Source organism: Burkholderia sp. PAMC 26561, from assembly GCF_001557535.2.
Lineage (GTDB): Bacteria > Pseudomonadota > Gammaproteobacteria > Burkholderiales > Burkholderiaceae > Caballeronia.
Genome location: NZ_CP014310.1, coordinates 271,693 through 293,577 on the forward strand (window position 1 = coordinate 271,693; position 21,885 = coordinate 293,577).

At 59.5% G+C, this 21,885-nt stretch carries 15 protein-coding genes and 8 pseudogenes; 16 read left to right on the plus strand and 7 right to left on the minus strand.

Annotated elements, in window-relative coordinates:
* Positions 1–185: 185 nt before the first annotated feature.
* Positions 186–1,127, minus strand: coding sequence for a transcriptional regulator GcvA (gene gcvA / locus AXG89_RS31780; RefSeq protein WP_062174569.1), 942 nt, complete (start codon positions 1,125–1,127; stop codon positions 186–188).
* 291 nt (positions 1,128–1,418) lie between these two features.
* On the opposite strand from gcvA, the gene AXG89_RS31785 reads away from it, so the two are divergent.
* From AXG89_RS31785 to AXG89_RS31795, 3 genes and pseudogenes are all read left to right on the plus strand, one after another.
* A complete protein-coding gene (locus tag AXG89_RS31785; protein ID WP_062174571.1) occupies positions 1,419–2,543 on the plus strand; it encodes an FAD-dependent oxidoreductase in 1,125 nt (374 codons plus the stop codon).
* A 41-nt stretch (positions 2,544–2,584) separates the two neighbouring features.
* A complete protein-coding gene (locus AXG89_RS45090) occupies positions 2,585–2,791 on the plus strand; it encodes an FAD-binding protein (RefSeq protein ID WP_442861782.1) in 207 nt (68 codons plus the stop codon).
* 78 nt (positions 2,792–2,869) lie between these two features.
* Positions 2,870–3,891, plus strand: a pseudogene (locus AXG89_RS31795) (branched-chain amino acid aminotransferase).
* A 388-nt stretch (positions 3,892–4,279) separates the two neighbouring features.
* Here AXG89_RS31795 and AXG89_RS45095 read toward each other — a convergent pair.
* Positions 4,280–4,435, minus strand: a pseudogene (locus AXG89_RS45095) (IS6 family transposase); the annotation flags it as partial.
* Positions 4,436–4,478: 43 nt separating this feature from the next.
* On the opposite strand from AXG89_RS45095, the pseudogene AXG89_RS31805 reads away from it, so the two are divergent.
* The 5 genes and pseudogenes from AXG89_RS31805 to AXG89_RS31825 all read left to right on the plus strand — a co-directional run.
* Positions 4,479–4,715: pseudogene (locus tag AXG89_RS31805) on the plus strand (branched-chain amino acid ABC transporter substrate-binding protein); the annotation flags it as partial.
* 235 nt (positions 4,716–4,950) lie between these two features.
* On the plus strand, positions 4,951–5,901 hold the full coding sequence (locus AXG89_RS31810) for a branched-chain amino acid ABC transporter permease (RefSeq protein ID WP_062174575.1): 951 nt from the start codon (positions 4,951–4,953) through the stop codon (positions 5,899–5,901).
* Between the two features lie 14 nt (positions 5,902–5,915).
* On the plus strand, positions 5,916–7,085 hold the full coding sequence (locus tag AXG89_RS31815; RefSeq protein WP_062174577.1) for an ABC transporter permease subunit: 1,170 nt from the start codon (positions 5,916–5,918) through the stop codon (positions 7,083–7,085).
* Between the two features lie 18 nt (positions 7,086–7,103).
* Complete coding sequence (locus AXG89_RS31820) at positions 7,104–7,883, plus strand: ABC transporter ATP-binding protein (protein ID WP_062174584.1); 780 nt, start codon at positions 7,104–7,106, stop codon at positions 7,881–7,883.
* Complete coding sequence (locus AXG89_RS31825; protein WP_062174586.1) at positions 7,883–8,605, plus strand: ABC transporter ATP-binding protein; 723 nt, start codon at positions 7,883–7,885, stop codon at positions 8,603–8,605. The genes AXG89_RS31820 and AXG89_RS31825 overlap by 1 nt, the downstream gene beginning before the upstream one ends.
* Before the next feature lie 82 nt (positions 8,606–8,687).
* Here AXG89_RS31825 and AXG89_RS31830 read toward each other — a convergent pair whose 3' ends face one another.
* The 3 genes and pseudogenes from AXG89_RS31830 to AXG89_RS31840 form a co-directional block, all read right to left on the minus strand.
* Positions 8,688–9,110 (minus strand): GNAT family acetyltransferase, encoded by a 423-nt coding sequence (locus AXG89_RS31830; protein ID WP_062174588.1) that lies wholly within the window; start codon positions 9,108–9,110, stop codon positions 8,688–8,690.
* Positions 9,107–9,727, minus strand: a pseudogene (locus tag AXG89_RS31835) (aminotransferase class III-fold pyridoxal phosphate-dependent enzyme); the annotation flags it as partial. The pseudogene AXG89_RS31835 and the gene AXG89_RS31830, both read right to left, overlap by 4 nt.
* Positions 9,727–10,591: pseudogene (locus AXG89_RS31840) on the minus strand (CDP-6-deoxy-delta-3,4-glucoseen reductase); the annotation flags it as partial. The pseudogenes AXG89_RS31840 and AXG89_RS31835, both read right to left, overlap by 1 nt.
* A 91-nt stretch (positions 10,592–10,682) precedes the next feature.
* On the opposite strand from AXG89_RS31840, the gene AXG89_RS31845 reads away from it, so the two are divergent.
* The 5 genes from AXG89_RS31845 (at position 10,683) to AXG89_RS31875 (ending at position 17,736) form a co-directional block, all read left to right on the plus strand.
* Positions 10,683–11,117 carry a tannase/feruloyl esterase family alpha/beta hydrolase gene (locus AXG89_RS31845; protein ID WP_082771686.1) on the plus strand — a complete coding sequence of 145 codons (435 nt, stop codon included), beginning with the start codon at positions 10,683–10,685 and terminating at the stop codon, positions 11,115–11,117.
* 12 nt (positions 11,118–11,129) lie between these two features.
* Entirely contained in the window at positions 11,130–11,531 is a 402-nt protein-coding gene (locus AXG89_RS31850; protein WP_062174590.1) for a tannase/feruloyl esterase family alpha/beta hydrolase, read from the plus strand.
* Between the two features lie 1,420 nt (positions 11,532–12,951).
* Complete coding sequence (locus AXG89_RS31860) at positions 12,952–14,082, plus strand: porin (RefSeq protein WP_062174594.1); 1,131 nt, start codon at positions 12,952–12,954, stop codon at positions 14,080–14,082.
* Positions 14,083–14,218: 136 nt separating this feature from the next.
* Positions 14,219–15,364 (plus strand): branched-chain amino acid ABC transporter substrate-binding protein, encoded by a 1,146-nt coding sequence (locus AXG89_RS31865; RefSeq protein WP_062174596.1) that lies wholly within the window; start codon positions 14,219–14,221, stop codon positions 15,362–15,364.
* 809 nt (positions 15,365–16,173) lie between these two features.
* Positions 16,174–17,736, plus strand: coding sequence for an acetolactate synthase large subunit (locus AXG89_RS31875; protein ID WP_062174892.1), 1,563 nt, complete (start codon positions 16,174–16,176; stop codon positions 17,734–17,736).
* A 295-nt stretch (positions 17,737–18,031) separates the two neighbouring features.
* Here AXG89_RS31875 and AXG89_RS43785 read toward each other — a convergent pair whose 3' ends face one another.
* Complete coding sequence (locus tag AXG89_RS43785; protein WP_062174600.1) at positions 18,032–18,427, minus strand: hypothetical protein; 396 nt, start codon at positions 18,425–18,427, stop codon at positions 18,032–18,034.
* A 56-nt stretch (positions 18,428–18,483) separates the two neighbouring features.
* Between AXG89_RS43785 and AXG89_RS31890 the strand changes: the two are divergent.
* Positions 18,484–18,822, plus strand: a pseudogene (locus tag AXG89_RS31890) (integrase); the annotation flags it as partial.
* Positions 18,823–18,824: 2 nt separating this feature from the next.
* Here the strand turns inward: AXG89_RS31890 and AXG89_RS31895 are convergent.
* A complete protein-coding gene (locus tag AXG89_RS31895) occupies positions 18,825–19,847 on the minus strand; it encodes an IS30 family transposase (RefSeq protein ID WP_062174602.1) in 1,023 nt (340 codons plus the stop codon).
* Positions 19,848–19,897: 50 nt separating this feature from the next.
* On the opposite strand from AXG89_RS31895, the pseudogene AXG89_RS31900 reads away from it, so the two are divergent.
* Together AXG89_RS31900 and AXG89_RS31905 are read left to right on the plus strand one after the other, a co-directional pair.
* Positions 19,898–20,215, plus strand: a pseudogene (locus AXG89_RS31900) (tyrosine-type recombinase/integrase); the annotation flags it as partial.
* Between the two features lie 222 nt (positions 20,216–20,437).
* A pseudogene (locus tag AXG89_RS31905) lies at positions 20,438–21,809 on the plus strand (HdeD family acid-resistance protein).
* Positions 21,810–21,885: the final 76 nt, after the last annotated feature.

A 21,885-nucleotide genomic window follows, 5' to 3' on the forward strand; every position in this document is an offset into this window, starting at 1 on the left:
GTCGGCGGCAACCCCCATGCCTTGGCGTGGCCGGTTGCACCGTCAGCGGCGTGTTGGATCTGGAATGCGATCGAGTTGGGTTTGCCAAAGCAAACGATTGAACGGTGCGCACGCTATCGAGCCCAGGAGTGCCGACTTCTTTGAGTCAACCTTGCGGCCGACGCACGATAGTGACACCGCCGAAGTCAGTCGGCAGTCGCAAGCCAACCCTGCTCCTTTGACCATGTATCAGTCGACGTCTCCGTTCCGCGCCCCTCCCGCAGCAGCCAGTCGAAAAAGTCGTCCACGACGCGATTATTGGCGCTCGCGTGGGAGGCGTTGGCATAGTAACTACGCCTTTTCGCCGCCAACAGTCCAAAAGGCGCGCACAGTCGCCCCGCGACAATGTCGTCAAGTACCAGAAATAACGGTACCAGTACAACACCCAATCCCTCGGCGGCAGCTTGCAGGGCAAAAAACATCTGCTCGAATTGAAGTACGGTCGCGCCTCGAAGGTTGGGGAGATCCGCGGCGCTAAGCCAGTCCACCCACGAGCACAGCTCAGTGCTATAGGCAATCAGGGTTTGCCGCGCCAGATCCGCTGGCTGGCGTAATTGCCCCTTATCCAGAAGGTCGACATGGCAAACCGGCACAATGAGTTCGGACATGAAAGCTTCTGATCGACAGCCGCGCGATGGCGCGTGCGCCCCACGAATCGCAATGTCGTAACCATGCTCCGCGAAATCAGGCGGCGCCAATGACGTGGTCAACCGGATCTCGACTTTAGGACATAGTCGCTGAAAGGTTGAAAGGCGAGGAAGAAGCCAGCGCATCGTGAAAGTAGGCGGTGCGTTGACAATCAGGGTGCTCGGAGTTGCACCATCGTGAAGGTTGGACGAAGCGACTGTCAGCCGGTCCAATAGGGACGTCAACTCGGCGGCATAGACGCGGCCGGCGTCGGTCAGCGACAGCAGAGAACCTGAACGCCTGAAGAGCGACGTACCCAGCCAGCCCTCGAGGAGCGAAACCTGGCGGCTGATCGCCCCGTGTGTCACATGCAGTTCCTTCGCAGCCTTTGTAAAACTCACTTGGCGTGCTGCCGCTTCGAAAGCACGAACGGCGTTAAGGGGTGGCAGGTTTCGAGACATGACGAGCGATCGATGTTAAAGGGCCGAAGCACCCAATGTTACTCCTGTCCAATATTACTCCCGCCCCCCCTGTGATTTCTACTCACGCAGTGTGATTTTTGATCGATTGTCGGCGAAACACACCTGCCCAATACTTCGCCCAATGAAAGCTGCCTCGTTTCGATACGCTCGCCCCGGCGATCAAGCCCATGCGCCCGGGTGACCTGCCGCGCACGGCAGTGAGGCAGCTCGAGCCGGCGCCCACACAAGCTGGCCTGCCGATGGCTACACCAACATCAGGATGAATTGACCATGTATGACGTTCTAGTGATAGGCCATGGCGCCGCCGGCCTCGCAGCTGCGATCAGCGCGGCGGAAAGCGCTTCAAATGCTCGAGTCGTAGTCCTCGAACGCATGTCTCCCGACGTGGCAGGAGGCAATACGCGGTGGAGTCCGTCCAACATGCGCATGAGTTCCGTGGATGAGGTAGCGCCGGGATTCGAGGACGACATGATGGCCGCGAGTGGGGGGCGCGGCGATCGTTCCTACTTTCGAAAACTTGCGGAACAGGCGCCTGACACTTTGGCTTGGGCCGTGCAGCATGGCGTTCAGTTCAAGACCATGGACTATTTTCTGAAGGGGTGGCCGACCCGCATTCAGCCGGTCGGACGCGGCGCCGCGATCGTCGAGGCGCTGCGAGAGTCAGCTATTAAAAAAGGCGTCGAATTTGTATATGAATGCCGAGCCCAACGTCTAGTTATGAATTCTTCGGGCTCGGTTGAAGGTGTAGAGACAGTCGATGGTCGCCGGTTCGCCGCAAAGGCGGTGGTTCTCGCCAGTGGCGGATTCCAGGGTGATCCCGCCATGCTGCGCGCTCACTTCGGGCCTCTCGGCGAAACCCTGCGAATGATCTCCCCCGGCACGGCCCACGACTCCGGGGAAGGCATCCGCATGGGGCTTGACGCCGGTGCCGTCGCCTCAGGCGACTGGAACGGCATGCACATCGAGCCCGTCGACCCGCGAAGCGAACGGCCCGCGGCGCTTGTTATCGTGTACCCGTTTGGAATCGTCGTTGACGTCGAGGGGCACCGGTTTTTCGACGAAGGCGCAGGCCTCGTCCATGAAACTTGGGAGCAGCTTTCGCGCACGATCCATTTCGAGAAGCCGCAAAGTGTGGCATGGACGATTTTCGATTCCAAACTGCATGAAGTGGCCGGCTACGAAAATGCGATTCGCTCCGACGTGCCTCCTCTGCAGTCGGACTCGATATCCGGCCTCGCATCGCTTGCTGGAATTCCACCCGTTGCGCTAGAGCAAAGCATTGCGAGGTACAACGAAGCGTGCACGGGCGAGCAAGCGACATTTGAAGCCTCGCGCCGCGACGGCCTCTCGACAGCGGGATTACTCCGGGCAAGTCCAACTGGGCTCGTCCGCTAGACCGACCGCCTTTTTTCGCCTTCCCGCTCGTCGGCGCTCTTGTGTATACCTTTGGTGGCCTGGCGACCGACCTCGACTCTCGAGTACTCGCCTCGCATGGACCGATTCGCGGACTTTACGCGGCAGGAGAAATCACTGGTCATTTCCATGGCACGGCGCCGAACGCCGTGGCTGTCTTACGCGCACTAGTCTTCGGGCGCATCGCCGGAAGTAATGCAATCAAGGATCTCACTGGACCGAGGGAATGAGCGACAAGATTTATACGTCCACGTCGCCGCTGCGGCGGTCGAGGGCACCGGTAGTTTCATCATCTAGCGATCAAACACATGAATTCAATCTCTCAGCAAGCGCCCATTGAACGTCCTGCCTTTGGAACAGTACTTGTCGACCATATGGCCGTCGCGACGTATCGCGACGGCGCTTGGGGCAATCACGATCTGCGCCCGACGGGCACTATCCCTATTCACCCCACCGCGCATGTGCTGCACTACGCCAGTAGCTGTTTCGAGGGCTTCAAGGCCTATCGGGGACGCGATGGGAAGGTGAATGTCTTTCGAATGGATCGTCACATCGAGCGAATGCGCCAGAGCGCACGTGCATTGGCCTTGCCGGAGCCCGATGCGGCGCAGCTTGCGGAGATGATTCGCGAATTGATTGACCGCAACCGCACCAGTGTTCCCGAAGCACCCGGAGCACTGTACATTCGGCCGTTGTTGTTCGGCACGATGGCCGGACTTGGTGCGGCCGCGACCCCGCCAACTGAAGCGAGCCTGATCGTCATCGCGAGTCCCGTTTGGGATTACTTCGCGGGCGGTCCGAAACCGCTGCGCATCTACGTCGACGATAAGCATCAACGCACCGCTCCCCACCTGGGCATGATAAAGACAGGGGGAACTATGCTTCGGCGATGGGACCGACGCGAGAAGCGCGCAAGCTATACGACGTCGACCAGGTGTTGTTCTGCCCACGCGGCGAAGTTCAAGAAACCGGTGCGGCGAACTTCATCCTGGTCCGTGACGGACACTTGCTCACGCGCAATCTTGACAGTACTTTTCTGCACGGCGTCACCCGAGACTCTCTGCTGACGATGGCCCGCGATCAGGGTTATGTTGTAGAAGAGCGGCTTGTCAGAGTCGACGAGATGCTGGAGTGGGCGCGCCACGGTGAGGCCGCGTTGGCGGGTACCGCTGCCGTTCTTGCGGGCGTTGGAACGCTTCTTTACGAGGACAAGGAGATCCGCGTCGGCGACGGCGCCGTAGGGCCGGTCACTCAACAGCTTCGCTCACAGTTGATTGCCATCCAGCAGGGTGAAGTTGCGGATCAGTACGGCTGGTTGGCCTCGGTTTGAGGCAATGGCAAACGAGATTCAGGGGCGTTGTCAAGTTGGCGGCTGTAGGCGAACTGTGCGGCACACGTGTAGTTATCCTTATCAGATAACTGTCTCGATTGCGACAGAGACAGTCCAACCATGCCATGTGCCGAGGCGTTCCTTTAGTATGGCTCGATGACGTGCAGCGTTCATCTCATGTCTTGGAAGCGCAAAGTGCTAACGGATCGGGCCGAAGCATGAAAGAAATGCCTGCGTGCGACGCGCATCGCGAAAGCCACACATCTGGCGTTCGCGCCTACGGGTTGGCTGGTGGCTGTTCTCGGCGCTATTGTTTACGCGAGCGGCTGCTTTGACGAAACCGTGCTTTACCTGAGCGAGTTCAGGAGTATCAGCCGTCGCCGCCGGAACGGATCGTTTCGTACGTGACCAGGACACCACGCTCGAGCAACAACTCCTCGATGTCGCGCAGGCTCAGGCCGAACCGGAAGTACCAGCGAACGGCGCGGCTGATGACGATAGCAAGGAAACGATGGCCATGATAAAGCGATTTCGTCTTCTTCATCGCTTCATTTTACCGCCACATCTCCAACAACCTGACAGTGCCGCCAGTGCAGATTTACGCGCCGTTCACGTATGACGCCGTGTACGTGATCGTCGACGCAATGAAGCGCGCCAACTCCATCGAAGCGCCCAAGGTGCTCGCGGCGATCGCCACGACAGACTTCAACGGTCTGACGGGGCATATCGCATTCGACGACAAGGGCGATTTGAAGGCGGGCACCATCACGCTTTTCGACTTCAAGGACAAGAAGAAGGACGTTCTCGACGTCGTGAAGCAGTGATGGTCTGGCATTTGCGGTTCCATGGCGCCTGATCGAGAGCGCCGTTTTCGTATTCGTCCGGGAACGCCCGCTGCCTCATCCGGCGGCAGGCGCGCATCGGTCGATTAACCCGGTCGATTAACCCTTACCGGTCTTTTGCAAAGTACGCGCGGTGCTGCTTCAGATTTCGCTTCACACCGGTTTAGCGGCCGGTGATAAAGGCGTAATCCGATCGCACGGGGCTAAGGAGCTTTACATGGATATTTTCATCCAGCAGATCATCAACGGTCTGGTGCTTGGCAGCGTCTACGCCATCATCGCATTGGGCTACACCATGGTGTACGGGATTCTCGGCATCATCAACTTCGCGCATGGCGACGTGCTGATGGTCGGCGCGATGGTCGCGCTGTCCGCCATCGGCGTCATGCAGAATCACATGCCGGGCATTCCCGGGCCGGTCATGCTGACCATCGCGCTCGTGATCGCGGCGGTGGTCTGCGCGCTGGTCGGCTACACCATCGAGAAGGTCGCATACCGGCCGCTGCGCCGCGCGCCGCGTCTCGCGCCGCTGATTACTGCCATCGGCGTGTCGATTCTCCTTCAAACGCTCGCCATGATGATCTGGGGCCGCAACCCGCTCGCGTTTCCGCAGCTTCTGCCGACCGATCCGATCAACGTCATCACCGCGGGCGAGAACAATCCGGGCGCGGTGATCTCGATGACTGAAATCGTCATCATCGTGGTCGCCTTCCTGGTGATGGGCGGCCTGCTGCTCCTCGTGCACAAGACCAAGCTCGGCCGCGCGATGCGCGCCATCGCCGAGAGCCCGGGCGTCGCGTCGCTGATGGGCGTGAACCCGAACTTCGTGATCTCCGCGACTTTCATGATCGGCTCGGCCCTGGCGGCGCTGGCCGGAGTCATGATCGCGTCCGAATACGGCAACGCGCACTTCTACATGGGCTTCATTCCAGGCCTCAAGGCGTTCACGGCGGCGGTGCTCGGCGGTATCGGCAACCTCGCGGGCGCGATGGTCGGCGGCGTGCTGCTCGGACTCATCGAACAGTTGGGCGCCGGTTATATCGGCAACCTGACGGGCGGCGTCTTCGGCAGTAACTATCAGGACGTGTTCGCTTTCATCGTGCTGATTATCGTGCTCGTGTTCCGTCCGTCGGGTCTGCTCGGCGAACGTGTCGCGGACCGCGCTTAAGGGAGAACAACAACATGACTTCGATTCAACCTATTGAGCCGTCCACGACGCTCATCCCCAAGAAGAACGCGACCAAGACGCTGATCGTCGGCATCGTCGTCGCAATCCTTGTGATCGCTGCACCGATTGTCATCGGCGCGGCCGGCGGCAACTACTGGGTTCGCGTGCTCGACTTCGCGATGCTCTACGTGATGCTTGCGCTCGGCCTCAACGTGGTGGTCGGCTTCGCCGGCCTGCTCGACCTGGGCTATATCGCGTTCTATGCGGTTGGCGCGTATGTCGCGGCGCTCCTCTCGTCGCCGCAACTGACGTCGCAGTTCGAGTGGATCGCGCATCTCGCGCCGAATGGACTTCATCTGCCGTTCCTCATCATCGCGCCGATCGGCATGGCGGTCGCGGCGACTTTCGGCGTGCTGCTCGGCGCACCGACGCTGCGTTTGCGTGGCGACTATCTCGCGATCGTGACCCTCGGCTTCGGGGAAATCATCCGGATCTTCATGAACAACCTTGATCGTCCGGTGAATATCACCAACGGTCCGAAGGGCATCACGGGCATCGATCCGGTGACGGTGGCGGGCTTCAACCTGTCGCAGACGCAAGAGTTCTTCGGCTTCAGGTTCCCGTCGGTGTACATGTACTACTACCTGTTCGTGCTCGGCGCGCTGCTGGTGATCTGGGTCTGCACGCGTTTGCAGCACTCGCGCATCGGCCGCGCGTGGGCCGCGATCCGCGAGGACGAAATCGCCGCAAAGGCGATGGGCATCAACACCCGCAACGTGAAGCTGCTCGCCTTCGCGATGGGCGCATCGTTCGGCGGCCTCTCGGGCACGATGTTCGCGGGCTTTCAGGGCTTCGTGTCGCCGGAGTCGTTCACGCTGTGGGAATCGATCGTCGTACTGGCGTGCGTGGTGCTGGGCGGCATGGGCCACATCCCGGGTGTGATCCTCGGCGCGTTCCTGCTCGCCATTCTGCCCGAGGTGCTGCGCTCAACCATGACGCCGCTGCAGAACGCCATCTTCGGTCATCAGATCGTCGATACGGAAGTCATCCGCCAGTTGCTCTACGGTCTTGCGATGGTCGTCATCATGCTGCGTCGTCCTGAAGGTTTATGGCCGGCCGCGAAACATGAGGACAAGATCGCGAAGATTGCGAAGCGCGGCAACAAGAAGCCGGTTCGTGCTTAAGGGCGGGGAATATCACACATGAGCGATACGAAACAAATCCGCCTGTCGGTAAAGGGCGTGAACAAGCGCTTCGGCGGTTTGCAGGCGTTGTCGGATGTCGGCCTGCAAATACGTGAAGGCGAAATCTATGGCCTCATCGGTCCGAACGGCGCGGGAAAGACGACGTTCTTCAACGTCATCACCGGGCTATACACGCCGGATTCCGGCGAGTTCAAGCTCGATGGCGAGAACTACACGCCGACGGCGGTGTATCAGGTGGCAAAGGCGGGCATCGCGCGCACGTTCCAGAACATCCGTCTGTTCGGCGGCATGACCGCGCTCGAGAACGTGATGGTGGGCCGGCACGTGCGCACCAAACACGGTCTGCTCGGTGCGGTCTTCCAGACGCCGAGCGAGCGTCGCGAGGAACGCGAGATCAAAGAACGCGCGCTCGAACTGCTCGAATACGTGGGCGTGCTGCAATACGCCGATTACACATCGCGCAATCTGTCGTATGGCCACCAGCGTCGTCTGGAGATCGCGCGGGCGCTGGCGACCGATCCGAAACTGCTTGCGCTCGATGAACCCGCGGCTGGCATGAATGCGACCGAGAAGGTCGAGCTTACGCGTCTGCTCGACAAGATTCGTTCGGATGGCAAGACGATTCTCTTGATCGAACATGACGTGAAGCTCGTGATGGGATTGTGCAACCGCATGACGGTGCTCGATTACGGCAAGGTGATCGCCGAGGGTCTGCCGCAGGACGTGCAGAAGGACCCGAAGGTGATCGAGGCATATCTGGGTGCGGGGGTGCACTAATGGCGACGCCAAGCGCGATGTTGAAGATCAAAGGTCTGCAAGTAAACTACGGCGGTATCCAGGCGGTGAAGGGTGTCGATCTGGAAGTCGGGCAGGGCGAACTCGTGACGCTGATCGGTGCGAACGGCGCCGGCAAGACTACGACCATGAAGGCCATCACCGGTCTCAAGCCGTTTTCGGCGGGGGACATCGAGTACATGGGCCAGTCGATCAAAGGCGTGCCGACGCACGAGTTGCTCAAGCGCGGCCTGGCGATGGTGCCGGAAGGTCGTGGCATCTTCGCCCGCATGTCGATTCTGGAGAATATGCAGATGGGTGCCTATCTGCGCAATGACGCGGATGGCATTCAAAAGGACACCGAGCGGATGTTCGGATTCTTTCCCCGCTTGAAGGAACGGGCATCGCAGTATGCGGGAACGCTGTCGGGTGGCGAGCAGCAGATGCTGGCCATGGCGCGGGCGCTCCTTTCCCGCCCGAAATTGCTTCTGCTCGATGAGCCTTCGATGGGGCTTTCTCCCATCATGGTCGAGAAAATCTTCGAGGTCGTCAGGGAGATTTCCAAGGAAGGCCTGACGGTCTTGCTCGTCGAGCAGAATGCACGTCTTGCCTTGCAGGCCGCTAATCGCGGGTACGTGATGGATTCTGGAACTGTCACCATGTCCGGCGACGCTAAGACCATGCTCGATGATCCTAAGGTGCGGGCTGCGTATCTCGGAGAGTGAGGTTGGTTTCGAGGGGCGTCTTCTTGTGGGAGGCGCCTCTCTTGTGCTGCTGAATCACCATAATAAGAAGGCCACCAAAACCCTATAACCTCTTCCCCAAACTGACAACCTCATCGACCCGATATCCCAGCTTCTCATAGAACCCCCGAAGCTCGGCTTTACCGGAAAGAATCTGCAAATTTACCTTAGGACAGCCGAGCAAAGAAAGCGCCGCTTCCGCATGAAGCATCAAGGCACGCCCGAAGCCGCGCCCCCGAAGCGCGGACGACACCGCAAGCGAATACACCCATCCTCGATGCCCGTCATAGCCGCACATCACCGTGCCGACGACGACATCGTCGAGAACCGCGACAAAGAAGAGTTCCGGCTGCGTCGTCATCTTGTTGGCAATGGACAAGGCAGGATCGCGCTGCGGCCGCGATGCGTCCGCGTACTCGGGAAACACATCGCGCCACAGAGCGATCACGGCGCCGCGATCGCCTGCATCGAACGTTCGAATAATCACAGCGAATCGAGCACCGAACGCAGCATCGACAACATCTGATCGATCTCGTCACGCGTGACGTTGAGCGCCGGCATGAAGCGCAAAAGGTTGGGACGCGCGGCGTTCAGCAGCAGGCCATCCGGTTGCATCAGCCGCGCTTTTTCGACGATCTGCGGTCCCTTTTCGCTGTCGAGAAGCAACGCGCGCAACAGGCCTTCGCCGCGTTCGCCCTCGAAGCCGCGCTCGTCGGAAAGCTTGAGCAATTGCTCCTTCAGATAGTCGCCTTGTTCGCGCACGCCTTCGAGAAAGCCCGGCGCGACAAGCTGCGAAATCACCGAAAACCCCCCTGCGGTCATCAGCGGATTGCCGTTGTAGGTGCCGCCCTGATCGCCGGCTTCGAAGCAGGCGACATCCGCTTTCGAAAGTAGCGCCGCGAGCGGCACGCCGCCGCCGATGCCCTTGCCGAGCGTCATGATGTCCGGCTCGATACCCCACAATTCGTACGCGAAGAGCGTTCCTGCACGGCCGCAGCCGCTCTGCACTTCATCGACGATCAAGAGCAGGTTGTGCTGCTTGGTCAGGGCGCGCAGTTGCTTCATGAACTCGCGCGTCGCCGGGATCACGCCGCCTTCGCCCTGGCGCGATGAACGAAGCCCTTGCGGCCGGTCCAGGCATCATCCTCGTCCGGCTCGGACAGCACGGGCACGAACTTGAAGTTGGGAATCTCGCGCGCCCATTGCTCGGCCAGTTCCATCATGTACAGGTCCTTCTTGCGGCGGCCGCCCCAGTAGAGCGTCATCGGACGATTGAGGTTCTTGAACACGGCATGCTCGATGATCGCCTTGATCGGCGCGAAGCCTGTGCCCGAGGCGAGCAAAACGATGGGCTTGTCGGATTCGTCGCGCAGGAAGAACGTGCCGAGCGGCCCTTCGAAGCGCAGGATGTCGCGCTCCTTCATCGCGCCAAATACGTGGTCGGTGAATGTGCCGCCGGGCATGTGGCGGATATGCAGTTCGAGCGGGCCTTCGTGATGCGGCGGGCTCGCCATCGAATAGCTGCGGCGCTTGCCGTCTTTCAGATTGAATTCGATGTACTGTCCGGCAAGATACTGAAGGCGTTCGTTGGCGGGCAACCGCAGCTTGAGTTCGACGACGTCATCCGCCTTCTTCGCCAGCGCATTCACGCGGCAGGGCAACTTCTTGACCTGCACATCGCCGATGCCCGCGACCTCGCGCACATCGATGGTGAGATCCGTCTGCGCGGTCGCGCAGCAGAAGAGCGCCATTCCGCGCGTTTTTTTCATCGTTCGACAGGGCCGACGACGAATGGGGCGCCTGCTCGACTTCGCCCTGCACGACACTGACTTTGCAGGAGCCGCATGCGCAGTTCTTGCAGCCATACGGCAGCCCGATGCCCTGGCGCAGCGCCGCGCTCAGAACCGGCTCGTCCGGTTCAACCTGAAACTGCCGGCCGCTTTGCCGGAGCGTTACGTCAAAAGCCATAGATCGATTTCGACAACACTTCTGTCCTGGAAGCTGTTCGCCCGCGCGCTGCGTGGCAACGGTGAAGTGGGATTTTTAACCCCGGGGAAAATTGACGACGCTGCAAAACGGCGAACTGGCCGCATGCGATAGCCTGGATGGCGCTGCGGACGGCATAATAAGCAATCTCGGTGCATGTACTTTCGTGCCCTCCAGTCTTCGATGTCCAGGCGGAGCCGATACGGGCGACAACTGTCTGTCGGACGCTCGGATCGCGACTGTGAATACCATGCAATCCAGAGTCAATCTTCCGTATGTACTCAACAACGGAATCAATAGCAGTCCCGGCTTCAACCTTTCCACTAACTTTGCTATTGGCGGGCTCGGGGCTTCCCCGGCGTTTCCCGTTCCACCCAATGACCTGGCTCTCGGCTCTATGGCAGCCGGTGCCGATGCACTAGTCAGAGATTTGATTTTGGGTGATCCGAATGCCAACTCGCTGAACTTTGATCCACTTGCTCCGGGCCAGTATCTCAGCCGAATTTAGGAACTGTCGAATATGCTGGATGCAACGACCACCGATATCCAGCCGTTCACGGCGAAGGGAAAATGGATCCTCGTTCATGGATTGTCCGACGAACTCATCTCCAATCAAGGCTCCGTCAACTACTACAATTCCCTAGTCCAAAAATTCGGTCAGCAAAAGGTCGACGGGTTCCTCCGCTTTTACACTATTCCCGGCTTTGCCCATGGGGCGGGAGATTTCAATGCGAGCGGGGGATTGCCCGTACTTGAGGCTTTGGAAGGCTGGGTTGAGTCGAACAATGCCCCAGGAAACCTGGTCGTGACCGACGCTAATACGCCGAGTCGCACCCGGCTAATGTGTTTATATCCGATGTATCCGAAATACAAGGGTACAGGCGATATCAACTCCGCCGCCAGCTTCGATTGCACGAATTGATGAGGTGATTTCAGGGCCAGGCGTGACAAAAGGTTTGCGTCTGGAGCCTCGAGGTTGACATGCTGTTGCCGGGGGCGCGGGGGAGACGGCGTGTGAGTCGTGCGGCTGGCGGGATGTATCGGCTGCCGCTGCAGCGGCGAAGTCCTTAAGGAGAGCGCGGGAGCGGTGCTACGGGTCGTGAATATCTGCCCGCTCGTCCTACCGTGAACCTATCAAGCCAAGTGGCTGTTGTCGACGATCGTGCCACGCTGAAGGAGTGCCAGCCTCGTCTGCGATCCTGGCTGATCGGACGCATGTTCGATTTGCGGTATACCCGCGCATGCATTGTCGGGGAGGGTCGCTGTATCCCTTCCACCGTCGCTTCAACTGGTCTGATCGAGCGGCGCCGGGTTATTGGCAGCGACGGCGTACGGCAGGTGTGAGATTTACGCGCATGGTGTGATTTTTTCTCGATTGTCGGCCACGTGTGATTGCCTAAGACTTCACTACCAGTGAAAGCCGCTCCGTTTCGCCGACCAAACTCAACAAAGGCTCGGTTGCCTGCGGATTTATGGGGCAGTCAAACAGCGAATTTACATCGCGATGACTTGGAGACAGGTTCCGATAGGTCGTAGTTAAAAGTCGCAGCGCTAGCCGGACGGCGGAGGCGAAAATATGAGGATCGCAATGGAGCGTCAGGCTCTGCTCCCAGTCGCGGTTTCTGTCGGCGGTGAATGGCGGAAAACAGGTAATGGCCGTCGACTCGACGCCACGAACCTGGCAAACAGCACCCTGTTCGCCACGGTGCCGGACGGCACGTCTGTCGACGCATTCGATGCCGTAAATGCGGCCTACGCTGCCTCCCGTCATGAAGAACCGCCGCCGCCCAACAACGCTCAATGCTTATCAAGCAGTGGGTCGATGATAGTTGCCAAGCGAGATGAGCCCGACGGCCGGACGCTATGTGCCGTTCACCGGGCACGGCTCGCTCACGTGCTTGCTCAACAAGATTCGCAGCGACGGGCGCACGATTTCCCTGCTTGAACGGGATGTTGAACTGGTGATGAAGATTGTGCGACCGCATGACGGTGCTCGAGTACGACAAGGTGACCGTCGAGGGGATGATGCGGGGAGTGGAAAGTTATCCAAAGTTGATAGACGGTTTTTTTTGTGGCACGAAATGACGTTCCATATTGATTGTGTCAACGAATTCTACGAACGTTAAATATTGGTATTCCTATTCATATTGATCATATCGTATCCATGTCATTTGTCGCGACAGTACCGCAAAAGGTTCGTAGCGGAGTCTAGCGAAATTTCTACATAGGTATTTTGGGTCAATGTGATTTTTAAGAGACGATTTTTTATAAGTTGTCCTGTTTATTTAATCTTAGATATCGTCCGCCCCGCAACAACGAAACCACTCACCAGGAAAAATGGAATGAAAAAATTCGCACTGTCTAGCCTCTCGCTGGCACTGCTGGGAGCAGCAGGTGCAGCACATGCTCAAAACAGCGTCGCCCTGTACGGCGTGCTCGATGAGTCGCTTCAGTATGTGCACAACGCTAACGCGAGCAACCAGAACTTCCTGGGTTTGATCGCAGGCAACTTGCAGGGAAACCGCTGGGGGCTGAAGGGCGCAGAAGATCTTGGCGGTGGCCTGAAGGCGATCTTCCAGTTGGAAAATGGTTTCAACCCAAACAACGGCAAGCTGGGTCAGGGTGGCCTCGAGTTCGGCCGTCAGGCATATGTCGGCCTGCAAAGCGATCAATTTGGCACGGTCACAATCGGCCGCCAGTACGACCCGGTCGTCGACCTGGTTCAGCCGATCACGGCCGACAACTACTTTGGTCCGACGTTCACGACACCGAGCGACGTTGATAACAACGACAATAGCTCGCGTACGAACAGCGCAATCAAGTACGCGTCGAACACGTACTCGGGTTTCCAGTTCGAAGCGATGTACGCTTTTGGCGGCATCGCAGGCTCGACGGGTTCGGGGCAAACCTGGTCCGGCGCAGCAACGTACGCAAGCGGTCCGTTCAGCGTTGCGGCGGGCTACATCCGTATGGACAACGGCAATACGCCGGCCGCTCGCGCTGCTGGCTGGGGTGGCACGTCGGATGGTACGTTCAACTCGATTAACTTGCCGTACCAAACGGCTAAGTCGATCGGCATCGCTTCGATCGGCGCGCAATACGTTGTTGGCCCGATCGCGGCTGGTCTGCGTTACAGCAACGCACAGTACAAGCCGGATGCGCTCTCGTCATTCAAGGCGACCGAGCGTTACAACGTCGGTGCGGGCTTTGTGAACTACCGGCTGACGCCGGCCGCATTGCTGGGTCTGGGCTATACGTTCATGCACGGTTCGGGCAACGGTTCGTCAGCATCGTACAACCAGATATCCCTTGGCGGTGACTACAACCTGTCGAAGCGCACAGACGTCTACCTGGTCGGTGCCTACCAGAGGGTATCGGGCACGGGCGCAACGGCGACTGTGGGGGACTACGACTATCCGTCAAATTCGACTTCGCAAGAGCTCGTCAGCCTCGGTATCCGTCACAAGTTCTAATCGACCGGGCTAACACGCTGGTCAAGTGCATAAGCGATACAAGGAGCGTGATCGTCCAAAGAGCCCCGGAGAAATGAGAAGGAATCGATGTACCGGGCGATTACGTTGCTTTTTGGGACTGAAACTGGAGACTTATATGCGTGTCAAGATTCAAAAACCGTTGGCGATCAGCGTCGCGGCCATGTTGTTAACGTCGTTGGCAACGAGTGCGGTCGCAGACGATGTCGTAAAGATCGGCCATGTCGCACCGCTTACCGGCGGCATTGCTCATCTCGGTAAAGACAACGAAAACGGAGCCCGTCTGGCGGTTGAGGAAATCAATGCCAAGGGGCTGATCATCGGTGGCCGGAAGATCACGCTGCAACTCGATGCACAAGACGATGCGGGCGACCCGCGTACCGGAACGCAAGTTGCGCAGAAGCTGGTCGACGATAAGGTCGTCGCCGTGGTGGGTCACTTGAACTCGGGCACCTCGATCCCGGCTTCGAAGATCTACAGCGATGCGGGCATCGTGCAGGTTTCGCCGTCGGCAACGAACCCGGCTTATACGCAACAAGGTTTCAAGACGACGTACCGCGTCGTCGCGACCGATGCGCAACAAGGCCCGGCACTGGCTACCTACGCCGTCAAGGGCTTGAAATTGAAGAGCGTCGCGATCGTCGACGACTCGACCGCTTACGGCCAGGGTCTCGCCAACGAATTCGAAAAGACCGCCAGGTCGCTGGGCCTGAACGTGATGTCGCATGACGCGACGAACGACAAGGCTGTCGACTTCCGCGCGATTCTGACGAAGATCAAGGGCGAAAACCCGGACGCGATCATGTACGGCGGTATGGACGCAACCGGCGGCCCGTTCGCGAAGCAGGCCAGGCAGCTCGGCCTGCGTGCGAAGGTGCTGGCTGGCGACGGCGTGTGTACCGACAAGCTGGCTGACCTGGCGGGTGACGCAACCGACAACATCGTCTGCTCGGAAGCCGGTATGGCGCTCGAGAAGATGGCTGGCGGCCCGGCGTTCCTCGCCAAGTATCAGAAGCGTTTCGGTCAGCCGATCCAGATCTACGCACCGTTCACGTATGACGCTGTGTACATCGTCGTCGACGCGATGAAGCGTGCTAACTCGACCGATCCGGCGAAGATCCTGGCGGCTATGCCGGCGACCGACTACCAAGGCGTCATTGGTGAAACTACGTTCGACTCGAAGGGCGACCTGAAGCACGGCGTGATCTCGCTGTACGGCTACAAGGCAGGCAAGAAGACGCTGCTGGACGTGGTCAAGATGTAAGCATTATGGCGAATGGCGGTGGGCGTTTCGTCTTCCGCCTGTCGGATATCTTAAGGCACGCGGTTCTTAAGAACTGCGTGTTTTTTTGGGGGGTGCGCCCAGCATGGCGCAATCGTCGAGGCGTGAGTTCTCCGTTGCGTTGAGCCGCCGCTGCCGTGAACTTAACTCACGCCGGCGTGAGTTAATGTGATTTGCCGTCCAGCTGAAACCCGATGATCATCTCGATGTAGCCCACATGCAAGGTGTGTTTCGAAACGCATCTGCTGTCGGCCACGTAGCCATCGAACCATTCGAGACAGCGACGCGTCGCGCCCTGAGGAGAGTCATGAAACCCATGGGACGCCGCATCGGTGGCGCCCTAACGCTAGCCGCCCTGTTGAACAGTGCGACACGGTTCTTTGGCATCTGCCCTTTTCTGACGTTCTCTGCAGTCATCGTGCCCGAGTTGACTGCGCTGCGCTTTCTGACGGGCCACGGTGCGGGTTCCGCGGTGCCCTGCGCGATCGCGCTCCGCGTAGTGTCTGCGTGCTACGTTCAGGTTGTTCGTCTGCTGCGTTGTTTGCAGCTGGCTTTGTCGCGGTGGACTTTTTCGCCAGCGACGCGCCGAAAGGCATCACCGCGCTTGCGGCTGAGATCCGTTCGACCGGCCGCGGATCGGTGGTGAGTATTGTGCGCCCCGGCGGTATCGCGGGGCCGGCGCTCGCGCGATACGGGGAGGTTGAGTTGCGGTCGAGGCCGTTTAGCGGCTGCAATGGGCCATGCACATCAATACAGGCCAATTTATGGAAAATGAGCACATGAAGTCTGAAATGAACGGCGCGGAGAGTCTGGTGCGCACGCTGCTCGCGAGCGGCGTCGACACCTGTTTTGCAAACCCCGGCACCTCGGAGATGCATTTTCTCGCCGCGCTCGACAGGGTCGGCACGCTGCGCTGCGTGCTCGGTCTGGCGGAGGGCGTGCTGACGGGCGCCGCCGACGGCTACTTCCGGATGCGCAGGCAGCCTGCCTGTACGCTGCTGCATCTCGCGCCGGGCCTCGCGAACGGTATCGCCAATCTGCATAACGCGAAGAAGGCGGGGTCGGGCATCGTCAACATCGTCGGCGAGCATGCTACCTACCATCTAGAACACGACGCGCCGCTGACCGCAGACATTGCCGGTCTTGCACGGCCGATGTCGCATTGGGTACGGACGTCGGCGTCGTCGCGCGAGGTCGCGGCGGACGGCGCTGCTGCCGTATGCGCCGCGCGCGAAGGAGCGGGACGTATCGCCACCTTGATCTTGCCGGCTGATGCATCGTGGGGCGAAGCCGCCGGCGTCCGCCGCGCGCCGGCGCCGGCACCCCGTTCCGAGGTGTCGGCTGCCGCCGTCGTCGAGGCGGCACGCGCGCTTCGCGAGCCGGCCGCGGCGGGGACCACGGTGCTGTTGCTGGGCGGTGATGCGTTGCACGCGCAACCACTCGAATGGGCAGGGCGGATCGCCGCGCGAACCGGCTGCCAACTGCTCGCCGAAGGACAAAACGCGCGCATGGCGCGTGGCGCGGGCCGTGTGAAAGTGGGTCGTCTGCCGTTCGACGTCGACGCGGCAGTGGCCGCACTGGCCGGGGTGCGGCGGATCGTACTGGCCGGCGCGAGACTGCCGGTCGCATTCTTTGCGTATCCGGGCAAGCCGAGTCTGGTTGCGCCGCCCGATTGCGAAATCGTCACGCTCGCATCGGCCGACGATTCGCTCGACGCGGCGCTCGAAGCACTGGCGCATGAACTCGATGCCGGTACCTTGCCGCCCGCGCATGTTGCCGCGCGGCGGCCACCCGCGTTGCCTGCCGATATGGGTCGCCCCACTTCGGACGGCATCGCCGCGGTGATCGCCGCGCATTTGCCGGAACAGGCGATCGTGGTCGACGAATCGGTGTCGTTGGGCCGGGGCTTTTTTCCACCCACTAGCGAAGGCGCGTCGCACGACTGGCTCAACAGCGTCGGCTCGTCGTTAGGCTACGCATTGCCCGTGGCAATCGGCGCGGCGATTGCCACGCCGCAGCGCAAGGTCCTCGCGTTGGTCGGCGACGGCAGCGCGATGTACAACCTGCCCGCGCTGTGGACGATGGCCCGCGAGCAGCTCGATGTGACGGTCGTGATTCTGGCGAACCGGTCGTACAACGTGCTGCGCGGCGAACTCGCCAAAATGGGCGGCCGGGTGACGGGGCGCGTCGCGCTCGACATGCTGTCGCTCGATCGTCCGGATCTGGACTTCGTGGCGCTCGCGAAAGGCCACGGGGTGCCGGCTCGCCGCGCGGATACGCTCGACGCGTTCTCGAAGGCGCTTGCTCAGAGCCTTGCGGAGGCGGGGCCGTCGCTGATCGAACTGGTGGTCTGACGTCCCCCGGCGCCTGCACGCAGCGTGGGGTAACAGGTCCCGTGTCGTCGGTCCGTTAATGGTCTATATGGCCCAAAGCAGATCGAGCGCGATGATCATATCGACGGCGACGAGTTTTTCGCGGAACTCAACGCGCTCGACCGCCCGGCAAAGCATTCGGTAATGCAGCCTCCGCTGCTGTCGTACCGGATCTTGCCGAGCGCACGTATCAGCGTCGAATCAGCGTCGACGAACTGCGAAGCTACCTTGTCCGGGCTGTTGGATGGGACACGTGGCGACAGACGTCATCGCGGATTCAAGATGTGATCCAGCAGATTCGCCGATTCCCCGACACCGGGCACTTGCCTGCGAGCTTGAGGGCGTGCTCGAAGACGGTTTTCCTCAGGTCCTTTCCGGCAAGAACCGAGTCATTTATCAGGTGCGAGGCGACATGGTTTTCATTCACCTCGTGGTGGACGCGCGGCGCGATCTGCCGGCCCTCCTTCAGAGAATCGTGCTTCGCCTGATGTAAGCGAATGCCGCCCGCCCGGCCGCGCCCGCCTGTTTCCTGCCGCCCGCCCAGCCACTCGCTGATCGCCCGCGCGACGCGTCGCACCACCGACACGAGTTGCTTCGTCAGCGTTTCGTCGGTGTACTCGCTGGTGCCGGTCACGCTGATCGCAGCCACCGTGCGTCCGGTCACGTCGCGCACGGGTGACCATTCCCAAGGCGCAGAATCAAGCTCCCTTCATTGAAGAGGAGTTTGTCATGGAAACGCTTAATTCCTCCGACGCCCGCCGGGCGCCTTGGAACAAGGGAAGGCTGACCGGTCAGAAGCCGCCGTTGAAGCTCCGTGAGATTTGGGCAATTCGGACGAGGCTCCAGATGTCTTCCAACGCTCGCGAGTTGGCGCTTTTCAACCTTGCGATCGACAGCAAGCTTCGCGCGTGCGATCTGACGCGACTGCAAGTGCAGGACGTCTACATGGGAGGTCATGTCGTAGCTCGCGCGACCTTCATGCAGCAAAAAACACATAGACCGGTGCAGTTTGAAATCACGGAGCAGACCCGTCAAAGTGGGCGGTCTCAAGTCGAAGTGCAACAACTGGTCTAATGTTTAGATGACGTTGCTAGATCCGCTGCTTTCAGTGTCGCGGCAAATACCTCAAATGGTGAATGAAACGCATGCGTAGCACGAGGGCGGTTGTTCAAGCTGTCTGCAATGACGTCGAGGTCGGCCTGACTATGGACGGAAAGGTCGGTGCCTTTGGGCAAGTACTCGCGCAACAGGCCGTTGGTATTTTCACAAGTTCCTCGCTGCCACGGGCTGTGTGGATCGCAAAAATATACGTTCACGCCTGTTTGAGCGGCAAGTTCTTGATGCCGTGAGAGTTCGCGCCCCTGGTCGTAAGTGAAGCTGTGACGCAAGTGCTCGGGGATCGAGTTGAGCTTGGCAGAGAAGCCAGCCAGTGCAGATTCGGCTGTGGCATCGTCCATCTTAGCCAGCAGCACGAGACGGCTGGTTCTCTCCACCAACACGCCCACAGAGGAGCGATTGCCTTCGCCTTTAATGAAGTCGCCCTCCCAGTGCCCTGGCATCACGCGATCCTCTATTTCAGGTGGGCGCACGTGAATGCTGACCATATTTGGAATTTGCCAGCGGCGATCACTACCCCGTGTACGCGACATACGGGCGCGATGAGCACGACGCAAACAAGCAATGAGTTGACGCCGTAGTTCGCCGCCTGGGTGGGCGTAGATAGTGGTGTAAATCGTTTCGTGCGAGACCTGCAAAGTCGGATCGTTTGGGAACATACGCTTGAGGACTCCAGAGATTTGCTGAGGCGACCAACGCCACTCGAGCAGCGTAAGGACGACCCTCCAGCAAGCGCTGTGAGGCCCGAGTTTGGGCGCACCCGCACTGTTGGATCGTCGGGCCAAACTGAGTGCGTGCGCCGCTGCTGGGACATAACCAAGCACTGAGCTATTGCGCCTGAGCTCGCGGCTAAGGGTAGAGGCCGAGCGCCCGAGTATTCGGGCCATGGCCCGAATACTAGAACCCCGTTGACGTAGGCTCGCAATCTCCAGACGTTCCTCAGCTTGCAACTGCTCGTACTGATTTGCTTTATGCATTACAACACCTTATACGCTTTGGTGTTGCGCTTCAATTTTGAGCCCGCCGTGTCTCTGCCTGGATCTCGGCGCGGGGATTAAAGCCTGCCGATTATTTGTTTCCAAGTCGGCTGCATGCTTCGGCGCACGTCTCGACGCGCCAGTATGCGCGAATCGTTCATCGTTGGATCGCGTCGATCGGACTCGATGACAGCGCGTATGGCACGCACACCATGCGACGCACGAAAGCGTCGTTGATCTATCGACGCACCAAGAATCTGCGCGCCGTGCAATTGCTGTTGGGCCATACAAAAATTGAAAGCACCGTGCGATACCTTGGGATCGAGGTAGACGATGCACTCGAGATGGCCGAGCAGACGGAAGTCTGAACGACGGCGGCCGGCAAGCGCACGCTTGGCCGGCCGCAGGCGGTCACCGCCGAGCGAGGAAGGGTGACGCACAGGCGTCTGATATTCTTCGAGAACAGCCATTGCGAGTGCGACCTTGTATGTGCATGAATTGCTAGCTTATGAAGGGGTGGGCTAACTCTGGCGGCGCCTAGCGAGCGTGCTTTCGACTCCAGACTGACATCTTCGTGGAGAAAAGTCTTCATGTTTCGACTGGTGCTGCTGGTTCTAGGTGTGAATTTGATCAGAAACGTTGGCCGGTTTTCCTCGTGCTCGGCGTGATTTGGATTCTGGTCGGGATCGGGTTGTTTATTGATGCACTGGACAATGCCATCTCGTTCCCTTTCGCGCCTCTCGCTTGGTTTCTGCTGATTGACGGATTTATCGCGATGGCGGCCGCATCGGTCGGCGTTGGAGGGCAGCGCGTTCTTCGTTTTGTAAGAGGAACGGCAATGATGCTTGCGGCCGTCCTCATTTTCGCGGGGCACCATCACGGCGATTTCATCCTCGCGATGCTATCCGGCACGTTTTTTCTTGCTGATGGTGTGCTGCAATGTACTTCCGCGTGGGTAATTCGCCATCGTCGATGGCGCGCTGCATTTACATGGGGAGTACTGGAAATACTATTTGCGATCTCTGTCTATCAACCCTATCCGACACACTACTACGGAACAATGCCATGGTGCCTTGCCGCGCTCTTTGTGTTTATTGGTGGGAATACATTGCTTGTGGGCGCGCGTGTTCGCAACATGGTGCGCAATCCGGCCTTCGCAACTTCAAACAAGTCCATGTTACGTCCAGCAGCCGTGCCGTCCACTGTCCTGCCGGCGTCTAATCAAACCGCATGGGACGGTCCACCGCTTGATGGCGAGGATGCTCTCACGGTGCATGTCTGGACCCCGACAGGTTCCTCCAAAGGTGAACCACGGAACTATCCGGTGATCGATCGTTATATTGCAGCAGTGGATAAGAACGGAGTGATCTCGACAGGTCATGCAGCTTTGGAGACACCCGAAGGTGTCTATGTGAGACTTTATCCTGCGGCGGAAATAGACCGGTCTCCCGATGAATTCTCAAGGCTGCTACGCGTGACGCCGGACAACAATGTTGCGGGGGTATTTCAGCCAAGTTACCCATACGAATCGAAAGCGTGGTGTCCCCTACCATTCGGGTTCGCATTCGCAACTATGACCCTGCAAAACTGCAAGCGTTCTGGGATCACTACCGGCAAAATACGACATACAACCTTACTCATCGGAACTGTTCGAGTTCGGTTGCATACGCGCTTGAGGCCGCACTTGATGGTGCAGTCGGGCGCTTATATGGCAATAGCGTTGGTTGGGGCGCCTTCGTGCGGCTGTTCTTTACGCCGGAACTTTGGGTTGCTGCCCAGATCCGCAAGCGCGCTCTAACGATGGCGTGGACGCCAGGGCCGGTTCTTGACTACTCCCGAGCGCTGAGCATGCTCGCTGACCCTCGGCCATTTTGGTGGCGCAAGATCCTGCGTCGTGCCTGGAAGATAAATTCAAACGCTGCGGCTGCCAAAACTGATTCGATGCGATCGGATGGCAGTTAGTAAGCCCGGTCGCTTGTTCGGCTTATGCAAAAGACGAGCGACCCGTCTACATCCGAAACCTGCCATCGGCGTCGCT

Coding starts and splice junctions, on each gene's coding strand:
- gcvA (WP_062174569.1), bottom strand. CDS start 1,127: ATGTCTCGAAACCTGCCACCCCTTAACGCCGTTCGTGCTTTCGAAGCG.
- AXG89_RS31785 (WP_062174571.1), top strand. CDS start 1,419: ATGTATGACGTTCTAGTGATAGGCCATGGCGCCGCCGGCCTCGCAGCT.
- AXG89_RS31895 (WP_062174602.1), bottom strand. CDS start 19,847: ATGCATAAAGCAAATCAGTACGAGCAGTTGCAAGCTGAGGAACGTCTG.
- AXG89_RS31850 (WP_062174590.1), top strand. CDS start 11,130: ATGCTGGATGCAACGACCACCGATATCCAGCCGTTCACGGCGAAGGGA.
- AXG89_RS31865 (WP_062174596.1), top strand. CDS start 14,219: ATGCGTGTCAAGATTCAAAAACCGTTGGCGATCAGCGTCGCGGCCATG.
- AXG89_RS31860 (WP_062174594.1), top strand. CDS start 12,952: ATGAAAAAATTCGCACTGTCTAGCCTCTCGCTGGCACTGCTGGGAGCA.
- AXG89_RS31820 (WP_062174584.1), top strand. CDS start 7,104: ATGAGCGATACGAAACAAATCCGCCTGTCGGTAAAGGGCGTGAACAAG.
- AXG89_RS31825 (WP_062174586.1), top strand. CDS start 7,883: ATGGCGACGCCAAGCGCGATGTTGAAGATCAAAGGTCTGCAAGTAAAC.
- AXG89_RS31875 (WP_062174892.1), top strand. CDS start 16,174: ATGAACGGCGCGGAGAGTCTGGTGCGCACGCTGCTCGCGAGCGGCGTC.
- AXG89_RS31815 (WP_062174577.1), top strand. CDS start 5,916: ATGACTTCGATTCAACCTATTGAGCCGTCCACGACGCTCATCCCCAAG.
- AXG89_RS31810 (WP_062174575.1), top strand. CDS start 4,951: ATGGATATTTTCATCCAGCAGATCATCAACGGTCTGGTGCTTGGCAGC.